At 68.9% G+C, this 18840-nt stretch carries 25 protein-coding genes and 1 pseudogene; 11 read left to right on the top strand and 15 right to left on the bottom strand.

Annotation, left to right across the window (positions count from 1 at the left end; genetic code table 11):
* Positions 1–94: 94 nt before the first annotated feature.
* From HNR00_RS24745 to sseA, 9 genes are all read right to left on the bottom strand, one after another.
* Positions 95–247 carry a hypothetical protein gene (locus HNR00_RS24745; RefSeq protein WP_183574099.1) on the bottom strand — a complete coding sequence of 51 codons (153 nt, stop codon included), beginning with the start codon at positions 245–247 and terminating at the stop codon, positions 95–97.
* 230 nt (positions 248–477) lie between these two features.
* Entirely contained in the window at positions 478–807 is a 330-nt protein-coding gene (locus HNR00_RS24740) for a hypothetical protein (protein ID WP_183574097.1), read from the bottom strand.
* The gene (locus HNR00_RS24735) at positions 804–1016 is read right to left on the bottom strand and encodes a hypothetical protein (RefSeq protein ID WP_183574103.1); all 213 of its coding nucleotides are present in this window, start codon (positions 1014–1016) and stop codon (positions 804–806) included. The genes HNR00_RS24740 and HNR00_RS24735 overlap by 4 nt, the downstream gene beginning before the upstream one ends.
* A 180-nt stretch (positions 1017–1196) precedes the next feature.
* Positions 1197–1853 carry a M15 family metallopeptidase gene (locus tag HNR00_RS24730; protein ID WP_183574101.1) on the bottom strand — a complete coding sequence of 219 codons (657 nt, stop codon included), beginning with the start codon at positions 1851–1853 and terminating at the stop codon, positions 1197–1199.
* The gene (locus HNR00_RS24725; protein WP_183574094.1) at positions 1853–2290 is read right to left on the bottom strand and encodes an EamA family transporter; all 438 of its coding nucleotides are present in this window, start codon (positions 2288–2290) and stop codon (positions 1853–1855) included. Before HNR00_RS24725 ends, HNR00_RS24730 begins: the two co-directional genes overlap by 1 nt.
* Positions 2291–2300: 10 nt before the next feature.
* Positions 2301–2669: a fluoride efflux transporter CrcB gene (crcB, locus tag HNR00_RS24720; protein WP_183574093.1), complete on the bottom strand. Its 369-nt coding sequence runs from the start codon at positions 2667–2669 to the stop codon at positions 2301–2303.
* A gap of 9 nt (positions 2670–2678) precedes the next feature.
* The gene (locus HNR00_RS24715) at positions 2679–3407 is read right to left on the bottom strand and encodes a class I SAM-dependent methyltransferase (RefSeq protein WP_183574090.1); all 729 of its coding nucleotides are present in this window, start codon (positions 3405–3407) and stop codon (positions 2679–2681) included.
* Positions 3408–3659: 252 nt separating this feature from the next.
* Complete coding sequence (locus tag HNR00_RS24710) at positions 3660–5369, bottom strand: heparinase II/III family protein (RefSeq protein ID WP_183574088.1); 1710 nt, start codon at positions 5367–5369, stop codon at positions 3660–3662.
* A 245-nt stretch (positions 5370–5614) separates the two neighbouring features.
* Positions 5615–6466, bottom strand: a complete 852-nt coding sequence (gene sseA, locus HNR00_RS24705; protein WP_183574087.1) for a 3-mercaptopyruvate sulfurtransferase — start codon at positions 6464–6466, stop codon at positions 5615–5617.
* 205 nt (positions 6467–6671) lie between these two features.
* Here sseA and HNR00_RS24700 point away from each other — a divergent pair, with 205 nt between their 5' ends.
* The 8 genes from HNR00_RS24700 (at position 6672) to HNR00_RS24665 (ending at position 11976) form a co-directional block, all read left to right on the top strand.
* Positions 6672–6908, top strand: coding sequence for a hypothetical protein (locus tag HNR00_RS24700; protein ID WP_183574085.1), 237 nt, complete (start codon positions 6672–6674; stop codon positions 6906–6908).
* Positions 6909–6984: 76 nt separating this feature from the next.
* Positions 6985–7794: a hypothetical protein gene (locus HNR00_RS24695; protein ID WP_183574083.1), complete on the top strand. Its 810-nt coding sequence runs from the start codon at positions 6985–6987 to the stop codon at positions 7792–7794.
* A 438-nt stretch (positions 7795–8232) separates the two neighbouring features.
* Positions 8233–9759, top strand: a complete 1527-nt coding sequence (locus HNR00_RS24690; RefSeq protein ID WP_183574081.1) for a DEAD/DEAH box helicase — start codon at positions 8233–8235, stop codon at positions 9757–9759.
* Between the two features lie 60 nt (positions 9760–9819).
* Positions 9820–10005, top strand: coding sequence for a YegP family protein (locus tag HNR00_RS24685; protein ID WP_183574079.1), 186 nt, complete (start codon positions 9820–9822; stop codon positions 10003–10005).
* 135 nt (positions 10006–10140) lie between these two features.
* The gene (locus HNR00_RS24680; protein WP_183574077.1) at positions 10141–10428 is read left to right on the top strand and encodes a hypothetical protein; all 288 of its coding nucleotides are present in this window, start codon (positions 10141–10143) and stop codon (positions 10426–10428) included.
* 192 nt (positions 10429–10620) lie between these two features.
* A complete protein-coding gene (locus tag HNR00_RS24675; protein WP_183574075.1) occupies positions 10621–10764 on the top strand; it encodes a hypothetical protein in 144 nt (47 codons plus the stop codon).
* A gap of 76 nt (positions 10765–10840) precedes the next feature.
* Complete coding sequence (gene yciA / locus HNR00_RS24670) at positions 10841–11245, top strand: acyl-CoA thioester hydrolase YciA (RefSeq protein WP_183574073.1); 405 nt, start codon at positions 10841–10843, stop codon at positions 11243–11245.
* Positions 11246–11331: 86 nt separating this feature from the next.
* Entirely contained in the window at positions 11332–11976 is a 645-nt protein-coding gene (locus HNR00_RS24665; RefSeq protein ID WP_183574071.1) for an MBL fold metallo-hydrolase, read from the top strand.
* Between the two features lie 4 nt (positions 11977–11980).
* Here the strand turns inward: HNR00_RS24665 and HNR00_RS24660 are convergent, their stop codons facing one another.
* The 3 genes and pseudogenes from HNR00_RS24660 to HNR00_RS25995 all read right to left on the bottom strand — a co-directional run bounded on the left by HNR00_RS24660 (position 11981) and on the right by HNR00_RS25995 (position 12711).
* The gene (locus HNR00_RS24660) at positions 11981–12346 is read right to left on the bottom strand and encodes a helix-turn-helix domain-containing protein (RefSeq protein WP_183574069.1); all 366 of its coding nucleotides are present in this window, start codon (positions 12344–12346) and stop codon (positions 11981–11983) included.
* Positions 12343–12525, bottom strand: a pseudogene (locus HNR00_RS26000) (type II toxin-antitoxin system RelE/ParE family toxin); the annotation flags it as partial. The pseudogene HNR00_RS26000 and the gene HNR00_RS24660, both read right to left, overlap by 4 nt.
* A 12-nt stretch (positions 12526–12537) precedes the next feature.
* The gene (locus HNR00_RS25995) at positions 12538–12711 is read right to left on the bottom strand and encodes a hypothetical protein (RefSeq protein ID WP_246391102.1); all 174 of its coding nucleotides are present in this window, start codon (positions 12709–12711) and stop codon (positions 12538–12540) included.
* Positions 12712–12956: 245 nt separating this feature from the next.
* On the opposite strand from HNR00_RS25995, the gene gyrB reads away from it, so the two are divergent.
* Positions 12957–15404, top strand: coding sequence for a DNA topoisomerase (ATP-hydrolyzing) subunit B (gyrB, locus tag HNR00_RS24650; protein ID WP_183574067.1), 2448 nt, complete (start codon positions 12957–12959; stop codon positions 15402–15404).
* A 141-nt stretch (positions 15405–15545) separates the two neighbouring features.
* On the opposite strand, the gene HNR00_RS24645 is transcribed toward gyrB, so the two are convergent.
* Positions 15546–16253, bottom strand: a complete 708-nt coding sequence (locus tag HNR00_RS24645; RefSeq protein ID WP_183574065.1) for a sigma-70 family RNA polymerase sigma factor — start codon at positions 16251–16253, stop codon at positions 15546–15548.
* Between the two features lie 74 nt (positions 16254–16327).
* On the opposite strand from HNR00_RS24645, the gene HNR00_RS24640 reads away from it, so the two are divergent.
* Positions 16328–16687, top strand: a complete 360-nt coding sequence (locus HNR00_RS24640; RefSeq protein WP_183574063.1) for an ArsR/SmtB family transcription factor — start codon at positions 16328–16330, stop codon at positions 16685–16687.
* A gap of 126 nt (positions 16688–16813) precedes the next feature.
* Here HNR00_RS24640 and tam read toward each other — a convergent pair whose 3' ends face one another.
* Positions 16814–17593 carry a trans-aconitate 2-methyltransferase gene (gene tam, locus HNR00_RS24635; protein WP_183574061.1) on the bottom strand — a complete coding sequence of 260 codons (780 nt, stop codon included), beginning with the start codon at positions 17591–17593 and terminating at the stop codon, positions 16814–16816.
* A gap of 132 nt (positions 17594–17725) precedes the next feature.
* Between tam and mscL the strand changes: the two genes are divergently transcribed.
* Positions 17726–18157: a large conductance mechanosensitive channel protein MscL gene (gene mscL / locus HNR00_RS24630; protein WP_183574059.1), complete on the top strand. Its 432-nt coding sequence runs from the start codon at positions 17726–17728 to the stop codon at positions 18155–18157.
* A 70-nt stretch (positions 18158–18227) separates the two neighbouring features.
* Here the strand turns inward: mscL and HNR00_RS24625 are convergent, their stop codons facing one another.
* Positions 18228–18518, bottom strand: coding sequence for a hypothetical protein (locus tag HNR00_RS24625; protein ID WP_183574057.1), 291 nt, complete (start codon positions 18516–18518; stop codon positions 18228–18230).
* Positions 18519–18840: the final 322 nt, after the last annotated feature.

Raw genomic sequence — 18840 nt, 5'->3', positions numbered from 1 at the left:
GATGTCGCGACCGGCCGTCTTGCCTGCGTCGCCTGCCTCATGGCCGCCAACGCCCTCAACAATCCAGCCTAAGCTTTCGTCCTCAAACAGGCTCTCAGGGCGCGTCGTCCGGGGCGACGCTGATCATCGGCAGTGTCACTTCCAGGGCGCCGTGGCGCTGGAAGGTCGGGAGGGTGGCCGCCCCCAGGACGAGGGCGAGGCTGAGGACGAGAAGCGAAGTCTCGACGCCGCGGTAGAGCTGTTCCATCGGACACTCCCGGCTCGCGGGAGCGAATCGTACCCGCGTCCCGCCCAGCATCGGGCGCGTTGGTATCCAAACCGTCAAGCTGTCGCGGTCGTACCTCCGGGGCAATCGTTTGAGACGATTGCCCCGGTTTCTCGGCTGGCCTCAGTCGCCGACGCTCGCCTGTGCGGGCTTAAACTTTCGCTCCGCGAAACCGCATAGGCGGCTTCGAGCGATTGCCCTGGTCGCGCCCCTCACGCCCGCCCGGCCGGCACCATCGCGGCGAGGTCGGCGGCGGCGGGCCGGTGCGTGAGGCCCGCGGCGAGCATGGCTTCGAGCACGATCAGGTCGGCCTCCGGGTCGGGCTCCCAGCCGCAGGCGCAGGTCCCGTGGGGGCCGTGCGCCGCCGCGACCTGCCGGTAGAGCGCGCCGACGGTGCGGGCGGCGGCCTCCAGGGCGGCCATGGCCGGCATCGGCCGGCGCTGGATCACCTGCCAGAACGCGACCGTTAGGGCCCGTTCCAGGGCGGCCTGCGCTGCTCGCTCCTCCGCGTCGGGGCGTACGGCGTCGATAGGCCCGCTCACGAGAAGAACCTCCGGCGCGGGGTGGCGTCGCCGGGCTCCAGCCCGACCAAGGCTTCGAGCCCGGCCCGGCTCAGCGCCACGGAGGAGCCGTCCCACCACGCGCTGCGCAGCCCGTCGAGCAGTGCTTCGAGCACCGGCTCGGCTTTCGCCGAGAGCGTATCCGCAAGGGGCCGCGCGGGTCGGGGCCGGAACGGGATCGGAAGTGTCAAGATGTGCGCCATGAACCGATGATGACGCGAGTTTTCGTTTCACCGCAAGTCCTGAGCAGAACATTGGAAATACTTTAACTTGCGTTGGCGCGATTGTGCTTCAGTCTCGATTTGGAAGAATTCAAGCGGGCCCGAAAACGCCGGGCGGCGCGGCGGCTTGGCGTGCCGGTCCCCGCGCGCTCACCGCACCGGCCGGTCGAACGCCCGGGTCGGGAACGGTTCGTCGTTGAGGGTGAAGTGCCACCATTCCTGGGGGTAGGGCACGAAGCCCGCACGAATCATCACCGCGCGCAGCCGCAGCCGGTTGGCCCGCGCCGCCGGGCCCACGAGGTTCGAATCCGTGGCCGAGGCCTCGTCGAACAGGTCGAACGGCGTGCCCATGTCGAGTTCGGTCCCGTCGGCGCGGCGCACCAGGGTGAGGTCGACGGTCGAGCCGCGGGAATGCGACGAGCGCTCGGCGATGTAGCCGAGGCGGAACAGGTCCGCCTTGTCGGTGCGGGGAAAATAGGCCGGCTTCATGCGGGTGTCGGCCGGATCGCGGGCCCAGGCGGCGAAGTCGGCGACGGCGCGGACCGGCCGGTAGCAGTCGAACACCTTGAGGCCGAGCCCTTCCGGGGCGAGATCGGCCTGGACGCGGGCGAGCGCGCGGGCCGCCTGCGGCGTCAGCAGGCAGCGCGGCGCCTCGTAGCCGGCGATCGGGCGGCCGACGAAGTTGTCGGAGCCGGCATAGCGCATCTCGACCGCGAGACCGGGCACGATCCCGGCGGCATCGACGAAGGGGTCGGCCGCGGCCGGCGCGGCGGCGGCGAGGAGGAGCCCGGTGAGGCCCGCGCGCATCAGGCCCGCCACGCCAGCAGCCCCGCGCCGAGCGCGATCAGTCCGATGCCGAGCCAGTGAAGCGGCGCGAGCCTTTCCCCGAGGAAGGCGACGCCGAACACGGCGACCAGCACGACGCTGAGCTTGTCGAGCGGCGCGACGCGGGAGGCCTCGCCCAGCGACAGCGCCCGGAAGTAGCACAGCCACGAGGCCCCGGTGGCGAGACCCGACAGGACGAGGAGCCCGGCGGCGCGTCCCGGCACGCGGGCGAGATCGGGGATCTGCCCGGCCACAGTGACGATGCCGCCGGTCAGCGCGAGGATCACCACGGTGCGCAGGAACGTCGCCACGTCGGGCGGCACGCCCTCGACCCCGGCCTTGGCCAGGATCGCGGTCGCCGCCGCGAAGGCCGCGGAGAGGAGCGCCCAGAAGCGCCAGGACGCGAACAGGTCGCTCATCGCGTCCCCCTCAGAGCCCGTGCCGCATCGCCGTCAGCGCGAGCGCCAGCCCGGCGATGCCGGCCAGGACCGAGACCAGAACGTAGAACAGGGCCGCGGCCCAGTCGCCGCGCTCGATCAGGGTGAAGGCTTCGAGCGAGAAGGTCGAGAAGGTGGTGAAGCCGCCGAGCACGCCGGTGGCGAAGAAGAGCCGCGCCTGGGGGCTCCCGCCGCGCAGGGCGAACCAGCCGGTGACGGCGCCCATCAGCACCGAGCCGAGCACGTTGATGCCGAGCGTCCCCCACGGGAAGCTCGAACCGAGCCGGAGCGCCGCGAGGTTGACCCCGTGGCGCAGGACGCCGCCGAGGCCGGCGCCGAGGAAGACCAGGAGCGTGTTCACGGCCGGTGCCTACGGTTTCACGCCGTGTACGACGATGAACAGCTCGAAGCCGCGCTGGCCGATCGCCTCGAAGCCGGCGCGGGTGAGATAGTTCACCAGTTCCTGCGGCGTCGAGGTCTTGCTCACGAAGGGCGGGCGGCTCTCGGGCGGGAACGAGAGCAGGTGCTCGAAGAAGGCCCAGCCCGCGTCGTCCAGCGCGTTGACGTTGTCGACCAGCAGCCGGCCGCCGGGGCGCAGCACCCGGAACGCCTCGCGGACGTAGCGGTAGCGCTCCCACTCCTCCAGATGCATGAACACGACGGTGCAGTAGACGAGATCGAGCGAGGCGTCGGGGATCGGTGCGAGGTCATGGCCGCTGATCTCGACCGCCTCGACGTTCGGGAACGCGGCCAGCCGGCGGCGCATGTGCTCCACCATCCTGGACGACACGTCCGCCCCGACCCAGCGCTTGCAGACGGGCGCCAGCACCGCGCCGACGCGGCCGACGCCCGCGCCGATCTCGAGGATCTCGTCGTCGGCCTTCAGCCCGACGGTGTCCTCCAGCAGGCCCTTCGTCTTGAGGCCGTGGCTGCGGTACATCCCCTCGTCGAGATAGCCGCTGACCGCCATTTTGGCGGTGTCCTCGGTCTCGGCCAGCGCCTCCCAGGTGCGCTTGTACTCGTGCCGGAACGGCGGCGGCGGGGGAGGCGGCGTCGGCTTGGCGAAGCGGCGTCTGATCTTTCGCAGAATGCGGCGCATACCCTCGTCCCGGCTCGGCCGGCCCTCAAAGCGCGTCCTCTTCGCAGCAAACGCGGCGGGGGTAAACCGCTGCGGGCGGCATGGGGAATCGCTTCCTTCGACTTGCACCATTCCGGGGCCCTGTAGCGGAGCCCGGAATCCGCGATTGGCCTCGACCGCATGCCTCAGCGTCGCATCACGGGTGGTTTCCGGGTTCGCTTAGAGCGACCCCGAATGACCGCGGGCGATGGATGAGTGTCGCGAGGGTCGTGATCAGATGCGCTCGATCCGCCAGCGCACCCGCGCTTCCTCCGCCACCGTCAGGTGGAGCACGATCTGCGCCGTGCGCCGCGCCCCGACGACGCCCGCGAAGTAGACGCTCTCCTCGATGGCGAGGCGCGCGCCTTCGCTCGTGAAGCGCCACGTCTCGCCGGTCGGGAGCGCCAGCGTGATCCCGCCCTCCGGCTCGGATCGGGCGGCGACGGCGGTGTGCAGGTGGAAGCGGACGGCGACCGCGCGGGGGCGGCTCCCGTGGCGGCCCTCGCGCAGGAAGGCGTCCTCGCCCTCCAGGCATTCGGGCGCGGAGGAGAGGGTCCAGCGCCGTTCGTGGATCACCCCGAAATCGGCCAGATACCCGTCGTGCCGGGCCGCCAGTACCGAAGTGCCCGGCTCGGTGCGGCGCTCGACCGTGACGGGGCCGGGCCCGCTCAGCACCACCGGCCCGCGGCGGTTGAGCAGCCAGGCGGTGGCGAGACGTGCGCCCCAGGGACCCGCCGTCTCGCCGAGGAAGCGGCAGGACGAGGTGTCGGCGACCGTCGCGGTCGAGTGGGCGGCGGTGCTGCGGGCCATGCGGCGCAACTCGGACCCGCTCGCCGGCATGCCGCAATTGACGACGATGCGCTGCGCCCCGCTCGACAGCTCGAAGGAGAGGCAGCCGGCACCGGCGTTGCGCGCCTGCGACAGCGGCGGGGCCGCGCCGACATCGCAGACCACGACGACGCGGCCGGTCTCCAGCCGGGCGTAGCCGGAATGCGGCGCGTACATCAGCGGCTCGGTGCCGGCGCCGTCGTAGACGAGCAGCGTCGCGAGATGGTCGGCGGCGGTGACGCCCATGCCGTTGAAGTGGCTGAGCGAGGCGTCGCCGTGGCGCAGCAGGCGCAAAGCCGGCAGCATCCGGTCGACGGCGCGCAGCAGCGCTTCCGGCGGATCGACGCTGCGGCTGAGGAAGCTCTGGCGCAGCGGCAGAAGGTCGAGCAGCAGCTCCATGGCGAAGCGCGGATCGCGGGAGCGATGGCCACCATCGGGCAGGATCTGCCGGTCGAGCTCGCGCACGAGGATGCGGGTCGCGCGGCGCAGGATCGCCTCGATGCCCTCGCAGCAGAGCCCGGCATAGGTGAGCGCCACCGCGGCGAGCAGGCGCGATTGCGGCGGGGCCGAGCGGCGCAGCGAGAATTCCAGCTCCCGCGCGCCGCGGCCGACGGTCTTGAGGAAAGCTTGGTAGAAGGCGTGGTCGGCGCCCTCCAGCACCAGCGGCGACTGGCACAGGAACGCGATCATCCGCCGGGTCGCCACCGGCACCGGGCCGGCGCGGGCGGCGTCGCCCCGCCCGCTCATGAAATCCGAGACGAAGGCGCGGGCGTTGGCGCGGGCGAGCGCGGTGTCGGCGGCGCGCAGGTGGCGCAGCCAGCCGAAGCCGTAGAGCGCATCCGCCCATTCGGGGGAGGGGGGATCGTAGTCGAAGGGCGAGCGCCCGCTCACCACCAGCGAGCGGCCGGCGAAGACGAACAGCCCGGCATAGATGTCGTCGGCGAGCGAGGCGTCGCTGGTGCGCAGGTCGTGCGGGGCGATGACGAGGCCGGTCACCCGGGCGCGGGTGAGGATCTCCGGGCGCTTCGCGAGCCGGCCGAGCCGGTTGCGGGCACCGCGCCGGATCTCCTGGCCGACCAAGCGATAGAGCTGCCAGCGATGGGGCCGTCTGGCCAAGCCGTCCCCTCCCCAAAGCAGCCGCGGGCTGCCGATCCCTTTCCTCGGCTCACGGCCGAGCTTAAGCGCCGCCTCTTAACCGGTCGTTAAGGCTATGTCGCGCCGGAGGCACGCGATTCCCCTCCCCCTTATGGGGAGAGATAGGGGTGGGGGCGAGCAGGAGGCAGCGCAGCGGTTCCTTCTGAACCACCCCCGCCTCCAACGCCTCCTCGCAAGGAGGAGGAGAGGCGCCCGACTCACGAAAATCAGCGCGCCGGCCCGGTCTCCACCGGACGCGTCTCGTCCGAGCCCCATTCCGACCACGAGCCGTCGTAGAGGGCGCGCGGCGGGCGGCCCAGCGTCTCCAGCGCCAGCGAGACGATCGCCGCGGTCACGCCCGAGCCGCAGGTGGTGATGACCGGCTTGTCGAGATCGACCCCGGCCTCGGCCATCGCGGCGCGCAAGGAGGCCTCGTCGCGAAGCCGGCCGTTGGCCTGGAGCGCGGCGTAGTGGAGGTTCTTCGCGCCGGGCATGTGGCCGGGGCGCACGCCGGGGCGCGGTTCGGCCTCCTCGCCGCGAAAGCGTGGGCCGGAGCGGGCATCGACCAGCTGCGCCGACCCGTTCTTGAGCGCGCGGGCGACGTCGTCCGCGTCGGCGACCGCGCCGCCGTCGAGCCGCGCGGTGAAGTGGCGCCGGTCGCGGGGACGGCCATCGCCCTCCTCGGTGGGATAGCCTGCCGCCACCCAGGCCGGCAGGCCGCCTTCCAGCAGCACCACGTCGCGTAGGCCGTAGGTGCGCAGCATCCAGCGCACCCGCGGCGCCGAGAACAGGCCCATCCCGTCGTAGACCACGACCTGGGCGCCGTCGCCGACGCCGAGCGCCCGCATCCTCGAAGCGAACACCTCCGGCCGCGCCAGCATGTGCGGCAGGGGCGAATCGGTGTCGCTCATCGCGTCGAGGTCGAAGCGGATCGCGCCCGGAATATGGGCTGCGCGATACTCGGCCTCGGCGTCGCGCCCCTGCGCCGGCAGGTACCACGAGGCGTCGAGCACCACGATGTCGGGCGCGCTCAGGCGCTGGTGCAGCCAGTCCGGCGTGACGAAGGGCGATGCCGCCATGATGTCCTCGCTTGCCCGCGAACGCGTGGACGTCCCTCGGCCAACGCCCGCAGGACCGGGGATGCGGCGGCGGGGCGGGCGCTTTAAGAGGCACGCACGATCCCCACATCCGGCATCGGCGCGCGTTCGGCAAGGCCGGAGCGCCGTTTCCTTCCGCGTCACGGCGCCGTTTCGGCGCGACAAGCCACAAGGACCGACGAAGCGCGTGCGAGAGACCTACCACATCGAAGTGCTCGGCCCCGACGAGGCCGACGCGCCGGGCGGCGTGCAGCAGCGCATGACGGTCCGCACCGATACGCTCGATGCCGCCGCCGAGCGGGCCCGCCGCCTGTTCGCGCGGGCGCGGGTGCCGCAACGCGCCCGCACGCCGCCCGAGGCGGTGCGGGTGATCGACGGGGCCGGCACGGAAGTATTTCGGATGAGCCGGTTCGACGAGGGGTGAAGGGGATGTGTTTATACTTTTGTTGATTTAGATGTCATTTATAGCGGTATTTCGATTTATATAAGGATTCGGATCAATGCGCGCGATTTTATCGATCGGCAAATTGCTCGCAACGGTCAGCTGTTTCTTTGCGGCATTCCAAAATACCGCAGTCGGCCGGCAATCGGATTCGGGTTCTGGAGGAGGGGATTCGGTTCACAGGAGATGCGCTCCCCCAAATTATGGATATACCCAGGAAATGACGCGATTGAACAATATCATATTGAGTCACAAATTTATCGACATCACGATTCCCGGCGCCCGCTTTAAAGTTCCTTATGGGTATGTGACGGCGCATCCGGGACCGACCGCCGTCGATTGCCGCAATTATTGGGATAATTTCAGGTTTTCATTCTGGTGGCCGGACAAAAGCTCAACTGATCATACGGGCGATGAGAATTTTTTCAACAAGCCGAATAAAAATTCACCAAAATCCTCGCCGGCTCGCTCGATCGTACACGTTAGCAGAATTGAGTATGTTGATATTAATCAAAAAAATCCAAAATTAGTTTTGCCACGTCAGCAGATGGCAAACATAGAGCGATATATGTCACACTTAAAATTATCCGACCATGAAATCTATGGCTTGAGAGAATACAAATCGGAAATTCCAGGTTACCAGTTTATATACTACGAAACTCCGACGTCGTTGCGGAATGATTTTGACATGGTATTGAAGTGCCGCAGCAAGACGGCAGAGTGGAAGTGCCAGGGAAGTGCCTATTTGCCGACCGAAAAACTCACTTTTGATATCGATTTTCTTGATGAACTATTGCCAGATGCAGTCAAAATTTTGTCTCATTGCCGAGACGCTCTAAAATCGTGGAGTCTAAGCGACAGAGATTGACTGTTTTCGAATCTACGAATCATTTTATACAAACACCAAAATTAGCAAAGCGACTTTTTAAATTAACATTTTATATTTGGCGATGATGGGGGTTTTGGATTTTGTAAGCGCTTCGTTCTCGTTTTCAGGTCCCCGGGATCACGGTCTGATCGCCGCGCCGATTCGCAGCAAGGGCGACCATTCGAGTTTCAAACACCTCATTGACTTCGCACACGCAGCAACGCATATCGCTCCTGCAGCGTCAGCGGCTCGTGCCGCTTGAGGGGGCTGCGTGACGGTTCGCGCCGCTTCAAGGCGCGCCCCGGCCCCTCTCTTCAACGTGCATGCACCCTGGGCCGCCCCATCACGCGGGCAGCCCTCCGCACCATCGGACCCGCCCCTACGTCCGCGCGCCTGCGCCGGACCCTTTCGGGTTCCGCTGCCTTGAGAAGTACCGACTTGACCCAATTCACCGATTTCGGCCTTGCCCCGCCCGTGCTCCGGGCGCTCGGGGAGGCCGGTTACGTGACGCCGACGCCGATCCAGGCGCAGGCGATCCCGCCGGCCATGGAAGGCCGCGACCTGTGCGGCATCGCCCAGACCGGCACCGGCAAGACCGCCGCCTTCGCCCTGCCGATCCTGCATCGCCTCTCCCTCTCGACCCGCCGCGCCCCGCGCCGCGGCTGCCGCGTGCTGGTGCTCTCGCCGACCCGCGAGCTCGCGAGCCAGATCGCCGACTCGTTCTCGGATTACGGCCGGCACCTGCCCTACACCAACACCGTCGTGTTCGGCGGCGTGACCATCGGCCGTCAGGAGCGGGCGCTCGCGCCGGGCGTCGACATCCTCGTCGCCACGCCTGGCCGGCTGATCGACCTGATCGACCGCCGCGCGCTGACGCTGGAGGGCGTCGAGATCCTCGTCCTCGACGAGGCCGACCAGATGCTCGACCTCGGCTTCATCCATGCGCTCAAGCGCATCGTGAAGATGCTCCCGCGCGAGCGCCAGAGCCTGTTCTTCTCGGCCACCATGCCGAAGAACATCGCCGGCTTGGCCGACCAGTACCTGTCGAACCCGGTGCAGGTCGCCGTCACCCCGGTGGCGACGACGGCCGAGCGCGTCGAGCAGCAGGTCATCTTCTGCCATACCGGCGCCAAGCAGGCGCTGCTCGGCCACGTGCTGCACGACCCCAAGATCAAGCGCGTGCTCGTCTTCACCCGCACCAAGCACGGCGCCGACCGTGTCGTGCGCGGCCTCGAGAAGTCCGGCATCGCGGGTGCGGCCATCCACGGCAACAAGAGCCAGCCGCAGCGCGAACGGGCGCTCGCCGCCTTCCGCGACGGTTCGTGCCGGGTGCTGGTGGCGACGGACATCGCCGCCCGCGGCATCGACGTCGAGGGCGTGACCCACGTCGTCAACTACGATTTGCCGAACGTGCCGGAGAGCTACGTCCACCGCATCGGCCGCACCGCGCGCGCCGGGGCCGAGGGCCTCGCGATCTCGTTCTGCAACGACGAGGAGCGGGCCTACCTGCGCGACATCGAGCGGATCATCCGCCAGAAGGTGCCCGTCGTCGCCTTCCCCGAGGGCTTCGTGGCGCCTTCGCGCCAGGAGGCCGCCGAGACCGCGGCGGCGGAAGAGCGTCGCCCGCCGCGCCAGCCGCAGGGCCGTCCCGGCCAGCGCCAGGGCCACGGTCGCCCCGGCGGTGGTCGCGGTCAGGAAGCCCGCGGCGGCGGTCGCCCCGGCGGTCAGCCGGGCCGCGACCAGCGCGCCGAGCCGCGCCAGGACGGCCGCGGCGGTCAGCCCAACCGCGGCAACGGACAAGGCCGTCCGCAGCAGCCGCGCGCCGAGCGTCCGGCGGAAGCCGGTGCGCAGCGCCGCCCCGACGGCCGGCCGGCTCAGCGCCCGGCTCAAGGTCAGCGTCCGGCCCGCCCCGGCGGGGAGGGCGGACGGGCGATCGGCTGGCTCGACCGCTCGCCGCGCTCCTAAAACTTCCTAAATTCCTTCGGGCCGGGGCATCGCTCCGGCCCGATGCTTTTGGAGACCCCGATGCGGTTCGAACTCTACCGGGATGCGGGCGGCGAGTGGCGCTGGCGCCTGCGGGTGCAGAACGGCAACGTCATCGCCGATTCCGGCGAGGGCTATGCCCGCCGCGAGGATTGCGAGCACGCCATCTCCCTGGTGAAGCGCAGCACCGATGCTTCGACCGTGGACATGACGACCAAGATCGCCTGACGAGACGAGATCGCCTGACTTTTTCGGCGTAAACGGCCCGGACGACGAAACCGTCCGGCCCCTTCCGGCGTTCCTGGCCGCGCGGGCACCGCAAAAGCTTGGTCCGCTCGCGCCTGCCGCAGAGGGAACGTCGACTTGATCAGGACATTGTTGCTTGCCGCTCTGATGGCGCTCGGCCTCGCCGTCGCCGCCCCGCAGGGCGCATCCGCCGCCCCGGTCGGCCCTTCGACCGCCCTCCTCGCCGAGACCGCGCCCGCCACGGTCGAGAAGGCCCAGTACTACTACCGCCGCCGCGGTTGGGGTCCGCGTCCGTACTACCGCCGTCGGTTCTTCGCGCCGCGGCCGTTCTACCGCCGTCCCTACTACCGCCGGCCCTTCTACGGCCCGCGTCCGTTCTACCGTCCGCGCCGCTTCTACTACTGAGCCGTATCGGCCTCGCGCCGACGGGAACCCGGAGCCTCGCGGCTCCGGGTTCTTTTTTGGGCAGTCCGACTTCTTTCGTGCATCATCATGCCGCCTCAGGAGGCAGGCCTATCGGCCGGAGCCCGGTTCGATGTAGGATCGTGCACGAGCGAGACGGCCCGCGACAGTCGGGCCGCTCCGGAGGAAGGCCCGATGATCGATCTCGTGACGCGGACGCGGCGCGCGGAGGCGAAAGCCCGCGACCTGTCCTGGCAGGACATCCCCCTTGAGGTGGTGATGTGCGCCGCCGCGATCCTTCTCGCCGCCGGCCTCAAGCTCGCAGGCGTCATGCCCTGACAGGTCCTCTGGCGCGGATGCGAGGCCCGTGCTTGGCTGGGGCAGCGGGCCGCGACGCGCCTGGGGAGGGGGACTGATGACGCAAGCGAGCGAGACCGCCGAGGAGATGCCCAGCGGCGACCTGACGGTGCGCACCATGGCCATGCCGGCCGACACCAACGCCAACGGCGACATCTTCGGCGGCTGGGTGCTGTCGCAGATGGATCAGGCCGGCGGCATCGCCGGGGTCGAGCGGGCGCAGGGCCGCGTCGTCACCGTCGCGGTCGAGGCCATGACCTTCATCCGCCCGGTGCGGGTCGGCGACGTTCTGTGCGTCTACACCCGCGTCGACAAGGTCGGGCGCACCTCCATGAAGATCCATCTGGAGGCCTGGGCACGCCGCTTCCGCACGCAGGTCCGAGAGAAGGTGACGGAGGCGACCTTCACCTTCGTCGCCATCGACGACGAGGGCCGACCGCGGGCGATCCCGCCCGTGGGCTGAGCCTGCCTGAGGGGTGACGCACGCGTTTGGCGCCGGGCGGCCAAGCGGTCTAGAACGGTGGTCCCGTTCCGAAAAAAAGAACCCGCATGCCCGCCACGCCCCGCGCCGCGATCGTCCCGGTCACCCCGTTCCAGCAGAACTGCACCCTGATCTGGGACGACGCCACCAAGGTCGGCGCCGTGGTCGATCCCGGCGGCGACCTCGACCGGATCGAGGCGGCGATCCGCGCGCAGGGCGTGAAGGTGGAGAAGATCCTTCTCACCCATGGACATATCGACCACGCGGGCGGCGCCGCGGAATTGAAGGAGCGGCTCGGCGTGCCGGTCGAGGGGCCGCACGAGGCGGACAAGTTCCTGCTCGACTCCCTGCCCGTGGCCGCCGAGAGCTACGGCCTGGAGCCGGCCCGCCCGATCACCCCCGACCGCTGGCTGAACGAGGGCGACAGCGTCACCGTCGGCGGGCTCACCTTCGACATCCTGTTCGTGCCCGGCCACTCGCCCGGCAGCGTCGTGTTCGTGAGCCGCGATGCGCGCTTTGCGCTGGTCGGCGACGTGGTGTTCCAGGGCTCGGTCGGCCGCACCGATCTGCCCGGCGGCAACCACGAGCAGCTGATCCGCGGCATCAAGGACAAGGTGCTGCCGCTCGGCGACGACGTCGCCTTCATCCCCGGCCACGGCCCGACCGGCACGCTCGGCCAGGAGCGGCAGACGAACCCGTTTCTGCAGGGGTGAGGCGTCAGGGCCGGGAGGAGGTCTTGCGCTTGGCGGGCGCCGGATCGGCGATCTCCTTCAGGCGCACGCTCCGCCCCTCGGGAAACGTCACCACCAGTTGGAGGTCGCCGCCGAGCGCTTCGACATAGGCCCTCAGCGTCGAGAGCTTCATGTCCGCCCTCCGCTCCAGCCGCGAGACGTAGACCTGCCGCCCGCCGAGCCGCTCGGCGATCTCGGATTGCGTGACCCGCTCGGCACGCCGCAGGTCGCGTAGCGCCATCTCCTCGGCCACGAGTTCGGCGCCGCGTGCCCGGACGCGCGCCTGCCGCTCGGGTGAGAGGGCGGCGAGCACGTCGTCGGCCGGTATCGCCGCATCGTCCCGATCCTTCATTCCGCTTCTCCGGATTCTTCGAGGCGCGCCAAATGGCGGTCGAACCGCGCATCCGCTCGCTCGATCAGGGATTTGTAGAAACGCCGGCTCGCGACGCCGGACTTGTCCCCCGCCACGAGCAGCATCGCCCGGCGCTTCGGGTCGAAGGCGTAGGCGACGCGCCAGACACCGTCCGCCGCGTCGAAGCGTAACTACTTCATGTTGGCATAGCGCGAGCCGCCGAGCGTGTCGGCGCGGGGCCGTTTCAGTTGCGGGCCGAACGCCTTCAACAATTCGACCATCGCCAGAAGTTCGTCCTGAACCGCCTCGTCGAGCCCGGCGAACTCGGCCCTGAAATCGGGGTCGAAAGCGATCCGCCAGACCATCGAAACATACCTTACAGAGCATATTCCGGGAAGGGCCCGGGAAGCAGCGGCGAATGAGAATCGCCGACATCCACACAAGCTTAACGCCGAGGCGTCACAACGGGGAAAGCGGGTGCCTTCGCGAGCCGGAAATGATGTAATATCAACGCCGACGACATACATCCGGGATCGGAACGAACAGCAGGCGCTCCCCGCTCCGGGAGCCAGGGCCGGGACGATGCCGAGCCGCCTGTCCGAGGACATTCATGGCCGACAATCCGCAGACTGAACACGCCGACAGCTACGGCGCGGAATCGATCCGCGTGCTCAAGGGCCTGGACGCCGTCCGCAAGCGGCCCGGCATGTATATCGGCGACACCGACGACGGCTCCGGCCTCCACCACATGATCTACGAGGTGGTGGACAACGCCATCGACGAGGCGCTCGCGGGCCACGCGGACCTCGTCACCGTCACGCTCAATGCCGACGGTTCGGTCACGGTCTCGGACAACGGGCGCGGCATCCCCACCGACATCCACAAGGAGGAGGGGGTCTCGGCCGCCGAGGTCATCATGACCCAGCTCCATGCGGGCGGAAAATTCGACCAGAACTCCTACAAGGTCTCGGGCGGCCTGCACGGCGTCGGCGTCTCGGTCGTCAACGCCCTCTCGGTGAGCCTCAAGCTGCGCATCTGGCGCGCCGGCAAGGAGCACCGGATGGAGTTCCGCCACGGCGACGCGGTGGCGCCGCTGGAGGTGGTCGGCCCCGCGGGCGACCGGCGCGGCACCGAGGTGACGTTCACGCCGTCGCAAGACACCTTCACGATGGTCGAGTTTGACTATCCGACGCTGGAGAAGCGCCTGCGGGAACTCGCCTTCCTGAACTCGGGCGTGCGCATCGTGCTGACCGACGCGCGCCACGCCGAGCACAAGCGCGAGGAGCTCTGCTACGAGGGCGGCGTCGAGGAATTCGTGCGCTACCTCGACCGCTCGCGCAAACCCGTCGACGGCATGGCCAAGCCGGTCACCGTGCTCGGCGAGCGCGACGGCATCCGCGTCGAGGTGGCGTTCTGGTGGAACGACTCGTTCAACGAGACGGTGCTGCCGTTCACCAACAACATCCCGCAGCGCGACGGCGGCACCCACATGGCGGGGTTCCGCGCCGCGCTCACCCGCCAGATCACCGGCTACGCCGAGTCGTCCGGCATCGCCAAGCGCGAGAAGGTCTCGCTCACCGGCGACGATTGCCGCGAGGGGCTGACCGCGGTGATCTCGGTGCAGGTGCCGGATCCGAAATTCTCGTCGCAGACCAAGGACAAGCTCGTCTCCTCCGAGGTACGCCCGGCGGTCGAGAACATCCTGAACGAGGGACTCTCGACCTGGCTGGAGGAGAACCCGGCCCAGGCGAAATCCGTGATGGGCAAGGTGGTGCTGGCGGCGGCCGCCCGCGAGGCCGCCCGCAAGGCGCGCGAAACCATCACCCGGAAGGGCGCTCTGGACATCGCCTCGCTTCCCGGAAAGCTCGCCGATTGCCAGGAGCGCGACCCGTCGAAATGCGAATTGCTGCTGGTGGAAGGCGATTCCGCCGGCGGCTCGGCCAAGCAGGGCCGCGATCGGACGTTCCAGGCGGTTCTCCCGTTGCGGGGAAAGATCCTGAACGTCGAGCGCGTGCGCGCCGACCGGATGCTGTCGTCCGCCGAGATCGGCACGCTGATCACCGCGCTCGGCGCCGGCATCGGCCGATCCTCGACGGATCGCGAGGGCTTCAACCCGGACAAGCTGCGCTACCACCGCATCATCATCATGACCGATGCGGACGTGGACGGCTCGCATATCCGCACCCTGCTGCTGACGTTCTTCTTCCGCCAGATGCCGGAACTGATCGACCGCGGGCACCTCTACATCGCCCAGCCGCCGCTCTACAAAGCGGAGCGCGCGCGCAAGGTGCTCTACCTCAAGGACGAGCGGGCGCTCGAAGACTACCTGATGGATCAGGGCGTCGAGGGGGCCGTGCTGCGGCTCGCCTCCGGCACCGAGTTCGGCGGCGCCCAGCTCAAGTCCCTGGTCGAGGAGGCCCGCGCCTTCCGCGGCATCCTGCACGGGCTGCACACCCGCTACGACCGCGCCGTGATCGAACAGGCGGTGCTGGCCGGCGCCTTCGACCGCGAGGCGGCGGAGAATCCGGGCGAGGCCGAGGTGTTGGCCGACCGCACCGCCAAGCGGCTCGACGCCATCGCCGACGAGATCGAGAAGGGCTGGACCGGCGAGGCGTCGGAAGGCGGCTACCTCTTCAGCCGGACGCTGCGCAGCGTGAAGCAGGTGGCCACCCTCGACGCCGCGCTGATCGCGTCGCAGGAAGCCCGCCGCTTCGCCGAGCGGGCGGAGGCGCTTCGCGAAATCTATTCCGAGCCGGTGACGCTCGCCCGCAAGGGCGACGAGACGGTGTTGCACGGCCCCGTCGGCCTGTTCGAGGCGGTAATGGCCTTCGGCCGCAAGGGTCTCCAGCTCCAGCGCTACAAGGGCCTGGGCGAGATGACCGCGCAGCAGCTCTGGGAGACGACGCTGGACCGCGAGGTGCGCTCGCTGCTGCAGGTGAAGGTCAAGGATACGACCGACGCCGACGACCTGTTCGTCAAACTGATGGGCGACGTGGTCGAGCCTCGGCGCGAATTCATTCAGGAGAACGCGCTGAGCGTGGCCAATCTCGACGTGTAGTCGGGGTTTTATCGATGCCGTCATTCCGGAGCCGCGCAGCGGAACCCGGAATCCATGACCGGCCGCGACGTATCGTACAACGTCGCATCACGGGTCGATTCCGGGTTCGCCTTCGGCGTCCCGGAATGACGGGGGAGTGTTTCAGGCCCGCGCCGCCGCCAGCCCGTTCGGCAGCCCCTCGAACGATTCCGACAGGAACGCTCGCGCCCGGCTGACCCGGCTCTTCACCGTGCCGACCTGACAGCCCAGCCGCTCCGCGGCCTCTTCGTAGGTGAAGCCTTCGGCGCCGACGAGGAGCAGCGCCTGACGCTGCGGCAGGGGCAGCGTGCCGATCAGGTTCATCACCATGCGCAGGCCCGCGGCGTGCTCCTGATCGGCCTGGGTGGTGAGCGTGCCGGCATGGACGCCGTCGGCATCCTCCACCTCGCGGCGGCCCTTGCGCACCTCGGTGTAGAACTGGTTGCGCAGAATGGTGAACAGCCACGCGGTGAAGTTGGTGCCGGGGGTGAACCGCTCGCGGTTGGCCCAGGCCTTCACCATCGTCTCCTGCACGAGGTCGTCGGCGCGGCTCGGGTTGCCGGTGAGCGAGATCGCGAAGGTGCGCAGCATCGGCAACGCCCTCACGAGGTCGTCGCGGAACACCGTCTCCATCCGCCCGCCATGGGCGGCGAGCGCGGCCTCGACGCGGTTCAGCAACTCGCCGAGGCGACCGGGGAAGGGGGCCTGCGCGGCGACGTCGAAGTAGTCGCGCAGCGCCAGCGCCAAGTGGCCTGCGACGGCCGTCTTGGCGTCTTTCCGATCCGCCTCGGGCAGATCGTCGGAGTTGGCGTGCGGTAAGCGATCAGTCATCCTGGCGGTGGCCTCGACAATGGCTCAGCTTCTTGAAAGAATTCTAAGTTCGATACCAATCAAAAAATGAACTGATGCTAAACGAATCCGAAACGCTTGGGATACTTATCGCCCTGGCCCAGGAGAGCCGGCTGCGCATCCTCCGCCTGCTGCTGCGAGAACTGCCGGCCGGGCTTCCGGCCGGTCGGATCGCGGAGACGCTGGGCTGCACGCCCTCGACCCTGTCGTTCCATCTCGGCCATCTGGAGCGGGTCGGGCTGGTGCATTCCCGGCGCCGGGCGCAGTCCATCATATACGCCGCCAACCCGGAGACGCTTTCCGGCCTGATCGGGTTTCTCAGCCAGGATTGCTGCGGCGGCGTACCCGAAAGCTGCCTGCCGGTCGTCCCCGCGCCCGCCGCCTGCGGCCCACCGCAGGAACTGGTCGAGGGCTGATCCGCCGCCTCATACCAATTTGCACGCAACATGACCGATGGTCCTGTTCCGTGCGTCCGGCGGACGGCCGCCGCCGCGCAGTCGCGCGGGCAATCGGCGATGAGTCATGATCATCGCCGATTGGTATCAGACGGCCCGCCGGGCGACGAGGAACAGGCGCGGGAAAGCCAGCAGCACGCGCCCGTCGCCCTGCTTCGAATAGGCCCTCTCCAGTTCGCGCTCGTAGGCCGCGAGGAAGCCCGCGCGGTGCTCGGCCGAAAGGGGGCCGAGGAACGGGCGCAGGCCGGTGCCCTGGAGCCACGCGACGATGGCGGCGGCATCGGCGAGCGGATGCCAGTAGGTCGTCCGCCACAGATCGACGGTGCTGCAATCGGCCCCCCGCAACAGGTCGTAATAGGCTTCCGCCGCCAGGATCGGCGTGCGGGCGGCGGCCGGATCGCCGATCGCGTCCGCCCAGGGCCCGTTCGCGGCGACGGCGCGCATCAGCCGGTGCGAAGGCTCGTCGAGATTGTCCGGCATCTGCACCGCGAGGCAGCCGCCGGGCCGAAGCTGGCGGACGAGGCGTGGCAGCAGGCTCGCATGGTCGGGCAGCCATTGCAGCACGGCGTTGGCGAAGATCAGGTCCGGCGGGCTCTCGGGATGGGCGTCGCGCAAATCCGCCGCGACGAAGCGAACGCCCGGCAGCGTCCGGCGCGCTTGGGCCAGCATGTCGGGGGCGCTGTCGACACCGACGAGGTCCGCCTTCGGGAAGCGCTCGGCCAGCAGCGCCGTGCTGTTGCCCGGCCCGCAGCCGAGATCGATCACGTGGGCGGCCTCGCCGAGCGGCACTCGGGCGAGCAGGTCCGCCGCCGGGCGGGTCCGCTCCTCGGAAAAGCGGAGATACTGCGCCGCGTTCCAATCCGACATGCTCGCCTCCCGAAGCCGTTTGCGGGTCGGACACCAGATTACACGGTGGACAGCCCGGCGCACCGGCTTGGCGTGCAGGCGTGCGGCGGGTCAGCGTCGATCCCTCGGAACGGATGCGGACCGGAGGGGATCATGCTCGAGGAATTCAAAAAATTCGCCCTGCGCGGCAACGTCGTCGACCTCGCCGTCGGCGTCATCATCGGCACGGCGTTCGGGGCGATCGTCAACTCGCTGGTGCAGGACGTCATCATGCCGATCATCGGCGCGGTGACCGGCGGGCTCGATTTCTCGAACTATTACATCCCGCTCTCGTCGAAGGTGCAGGCCGGCATGGCATATGCCGACGCCAAGAAGGTCGGCGCGGTGATCGGCTACGGCCAGTTCCTGACGTTGGCGGTCAACTTCACCATCGTGGCGTTCGTGCTGTTTATGGTGATCCGCGCGATGAACGCGCTGAAAGCACGGGAGGAGGCCAAGCCCGAGCCCGTCGCCGAGGTGCCGGCGGACGTGAAGATCCTGGGCGAGATCCGCGATCTGCTGGCCGAGCGGCGCTCGTCGGTCTGACGATGCTCTGGATACGTGTGCCGCATCGGCTTTTTTCCGGAAGCCGGTTCCCACCTTTCAAACCGATGCTCTAATCCCGGCGGGTGTCCTCGCCGGGCGCCACGCCGAAGGCGTCGAGGATGCGGTCGAGCGCCTGTTCGACCGCCTCGGTGCCTTCCTCGTGGGTCTTGAGGCGGGTCTCCAGGCGCTTGATCTGCGGCTCGAATTTTTCCGGGACTTCCGGTTCGTCGCCGAGATAGCGCGGCTCCGGCGCCTCGACCGTATAGACGCTCCGCAACTCGTGGCCGAGATGGTCACGCACCGATTCCGGCAAGGGTGCCGCGTCGGGCGTGGCTTCGGATGTCGCTTCGGGCCCGCTCATCGCCTGTCCTGTTCGCGCTCGCATGAAAATCCGCTTGTCAACGGACGAGAACGCTCATGCGTTGCGTGCGGTTTCGAACGACGCAGTTCTGATGAGGCGTGGCTCACCGTCCCGGGAAACCTTACTCGAATTCTTCGGGGCTCGAGAGAGTACAAACGAAAACGGCCCCGGCGCGGAAGCGCCGGGGCCGGTGGGCCGGGGGGGGGGGGGGGGGGGCCGCGGGGGGGGGGGGGGGGGGGGCGGGGGGCGGGGGGGGGGGGGGCCCCCCGCCCCCCCCCCCCCCCGCGGTTTGGAGGGGGGTGGGGGGGCGGGGGGGGGGGCG

The sequence above is a fragment of the Methylorubrum rhodinum genome, from assembly GCF_014199935.1.
In the GTDB taxonomy this organism is placed as follows: Bacteria; Pseudomonadota; Alphaproteobacteria; order Rhizobiales; family Beijerinckiaceae; genus Methylobacterium; species Methylobacterium rhodinum.
This window is presented reverse-complemented; position numbering and strand designations above follow the sequence as displayed.

Bases quoted from the DNA above. Each gene is read 5' to 3' on its own strand.
- yciA (WP_183574073.1), top strand. From the start codon at position 10,841: ATGACGCAAGCGAGCGAGACCGCCGAGGAGATGCCCAGCGGCGACCTG.
- HNR00_RS24645 (WP_183574065.1), bottom strand. From the start codon at position 16,253: ATGACTGATCGCTTACCGCACGCCAACTCCGACGATCTGCCCGAGGCG.
- HNR00_RS24745 (WP_183574099.1), bottom strand. From the start codon at position 247: ATGGAACAGCTCTACCGCGGCGTCGAGACTTCGCTTCTCGTCCTCAGC.
- HNR00_RS24725 (WP_183574094.1), bottom strand. From the start codon at position 2,290: ATGAGCGACCTGTTCGCGTCCTGGCGCTTCTGGGCGCTCCTCTCCGCG.
- HNR00_RS25995 (WP_246391102.1), bottom strand. From the start codon at position 12,711: ATGGTCTGGCGGATCGCTTTCGACCCCGATTTCAGGGCCGAGTTCGCC.
- gyrB (WP_183574067.1), top strand. From the start codon at position 12,957: ATGGCCGACAATCCGCAGACTGAACACGCCGACAGCTACGGCGCGGAA.
- mscL (WP_183574059.1), top strand. From the start codon at position 17,726: ATGCTCGAGGAATTCAAAAAATTCGCCCTGCGCGGCAACGTCGTCGAC.
- HNR00_RS24730 (WP_183574101.1), bottom strand. From the start codon at position 1,853: ATGCGCGCGGGCCTCACCGGGCTCCTCCTCGCCGCCGCCGCGCCGGCC.
- tam (WP_183574061.1), bottom strand. From the start codon at position 17,593: ATGTCGGATTGGAACGCGGCGCAGTATCTCCGCTTTTCCGAGGAGCGG.
- HNR00_RS24640 (WP_183574063.1), top strand. From the start codon at position 16,328: ATGCTAAACGAATCCGAAACGCTTGGGATACTTATCGCCCTGGCCCAG.
- HNR00_RS24685 (WP_183574079.1), top strand. From the start codon at position 9,820: ATGCGGTTCGAACTCTACCGGGATGCGGGCGGCGAGTGGCGCTGGCGC.
- HNR00_RS24660 (WP_183574069.1), bottom strand. From the start codon at position 12,346: ATGAAGGATCGGGACGATGCGGCGATACCGGCCGACGACGTGCTCGCC.
- sseA (WP_183574087.1), bottom strand. From the start codon at position 6,466: ATGGCGGCATCGCCCTTCGTCACGCCGGACTGGCTGCACCAGCGCCTG.
- HNR00_RS24715 (WP_183574090.1), bottom strand. From the start codon at position 3,407: ATGCGCCGCATTCTGCGAAAGATCAGACGCCGCTTCGCCAAGCCGACG.
- HNR00_RS24695 (WP_183574083.1), top strand. From the start codon at position 6,985: ATGCGCGCGATTTTATCGATCGGCAAATTGCTCGCAACGGTCAGCTGT.
- HNR00_RS24625 (WP_183574057.1), bottom strand. From the start codon at position 18,518: ATGAGCGGGCCCGAAGCGACATCCGAAGCCACGCCCGACGCGGCACCC.
- HNR00_RS24665 (WP_183574071.1), top strand. From the start codon at position 11,332: ATGCCCGCCACGCCCCGCGCCGCGATCGTCCCGGTCACCCCGTTCCAG.
- HNR00_RS24675 (WP_183574075.1), top strand. From the start codon at position 10,621: ATGATCGATCTCGTGACGCGGACGCGGCGCGCGGAGGCGAAAGCCCGC.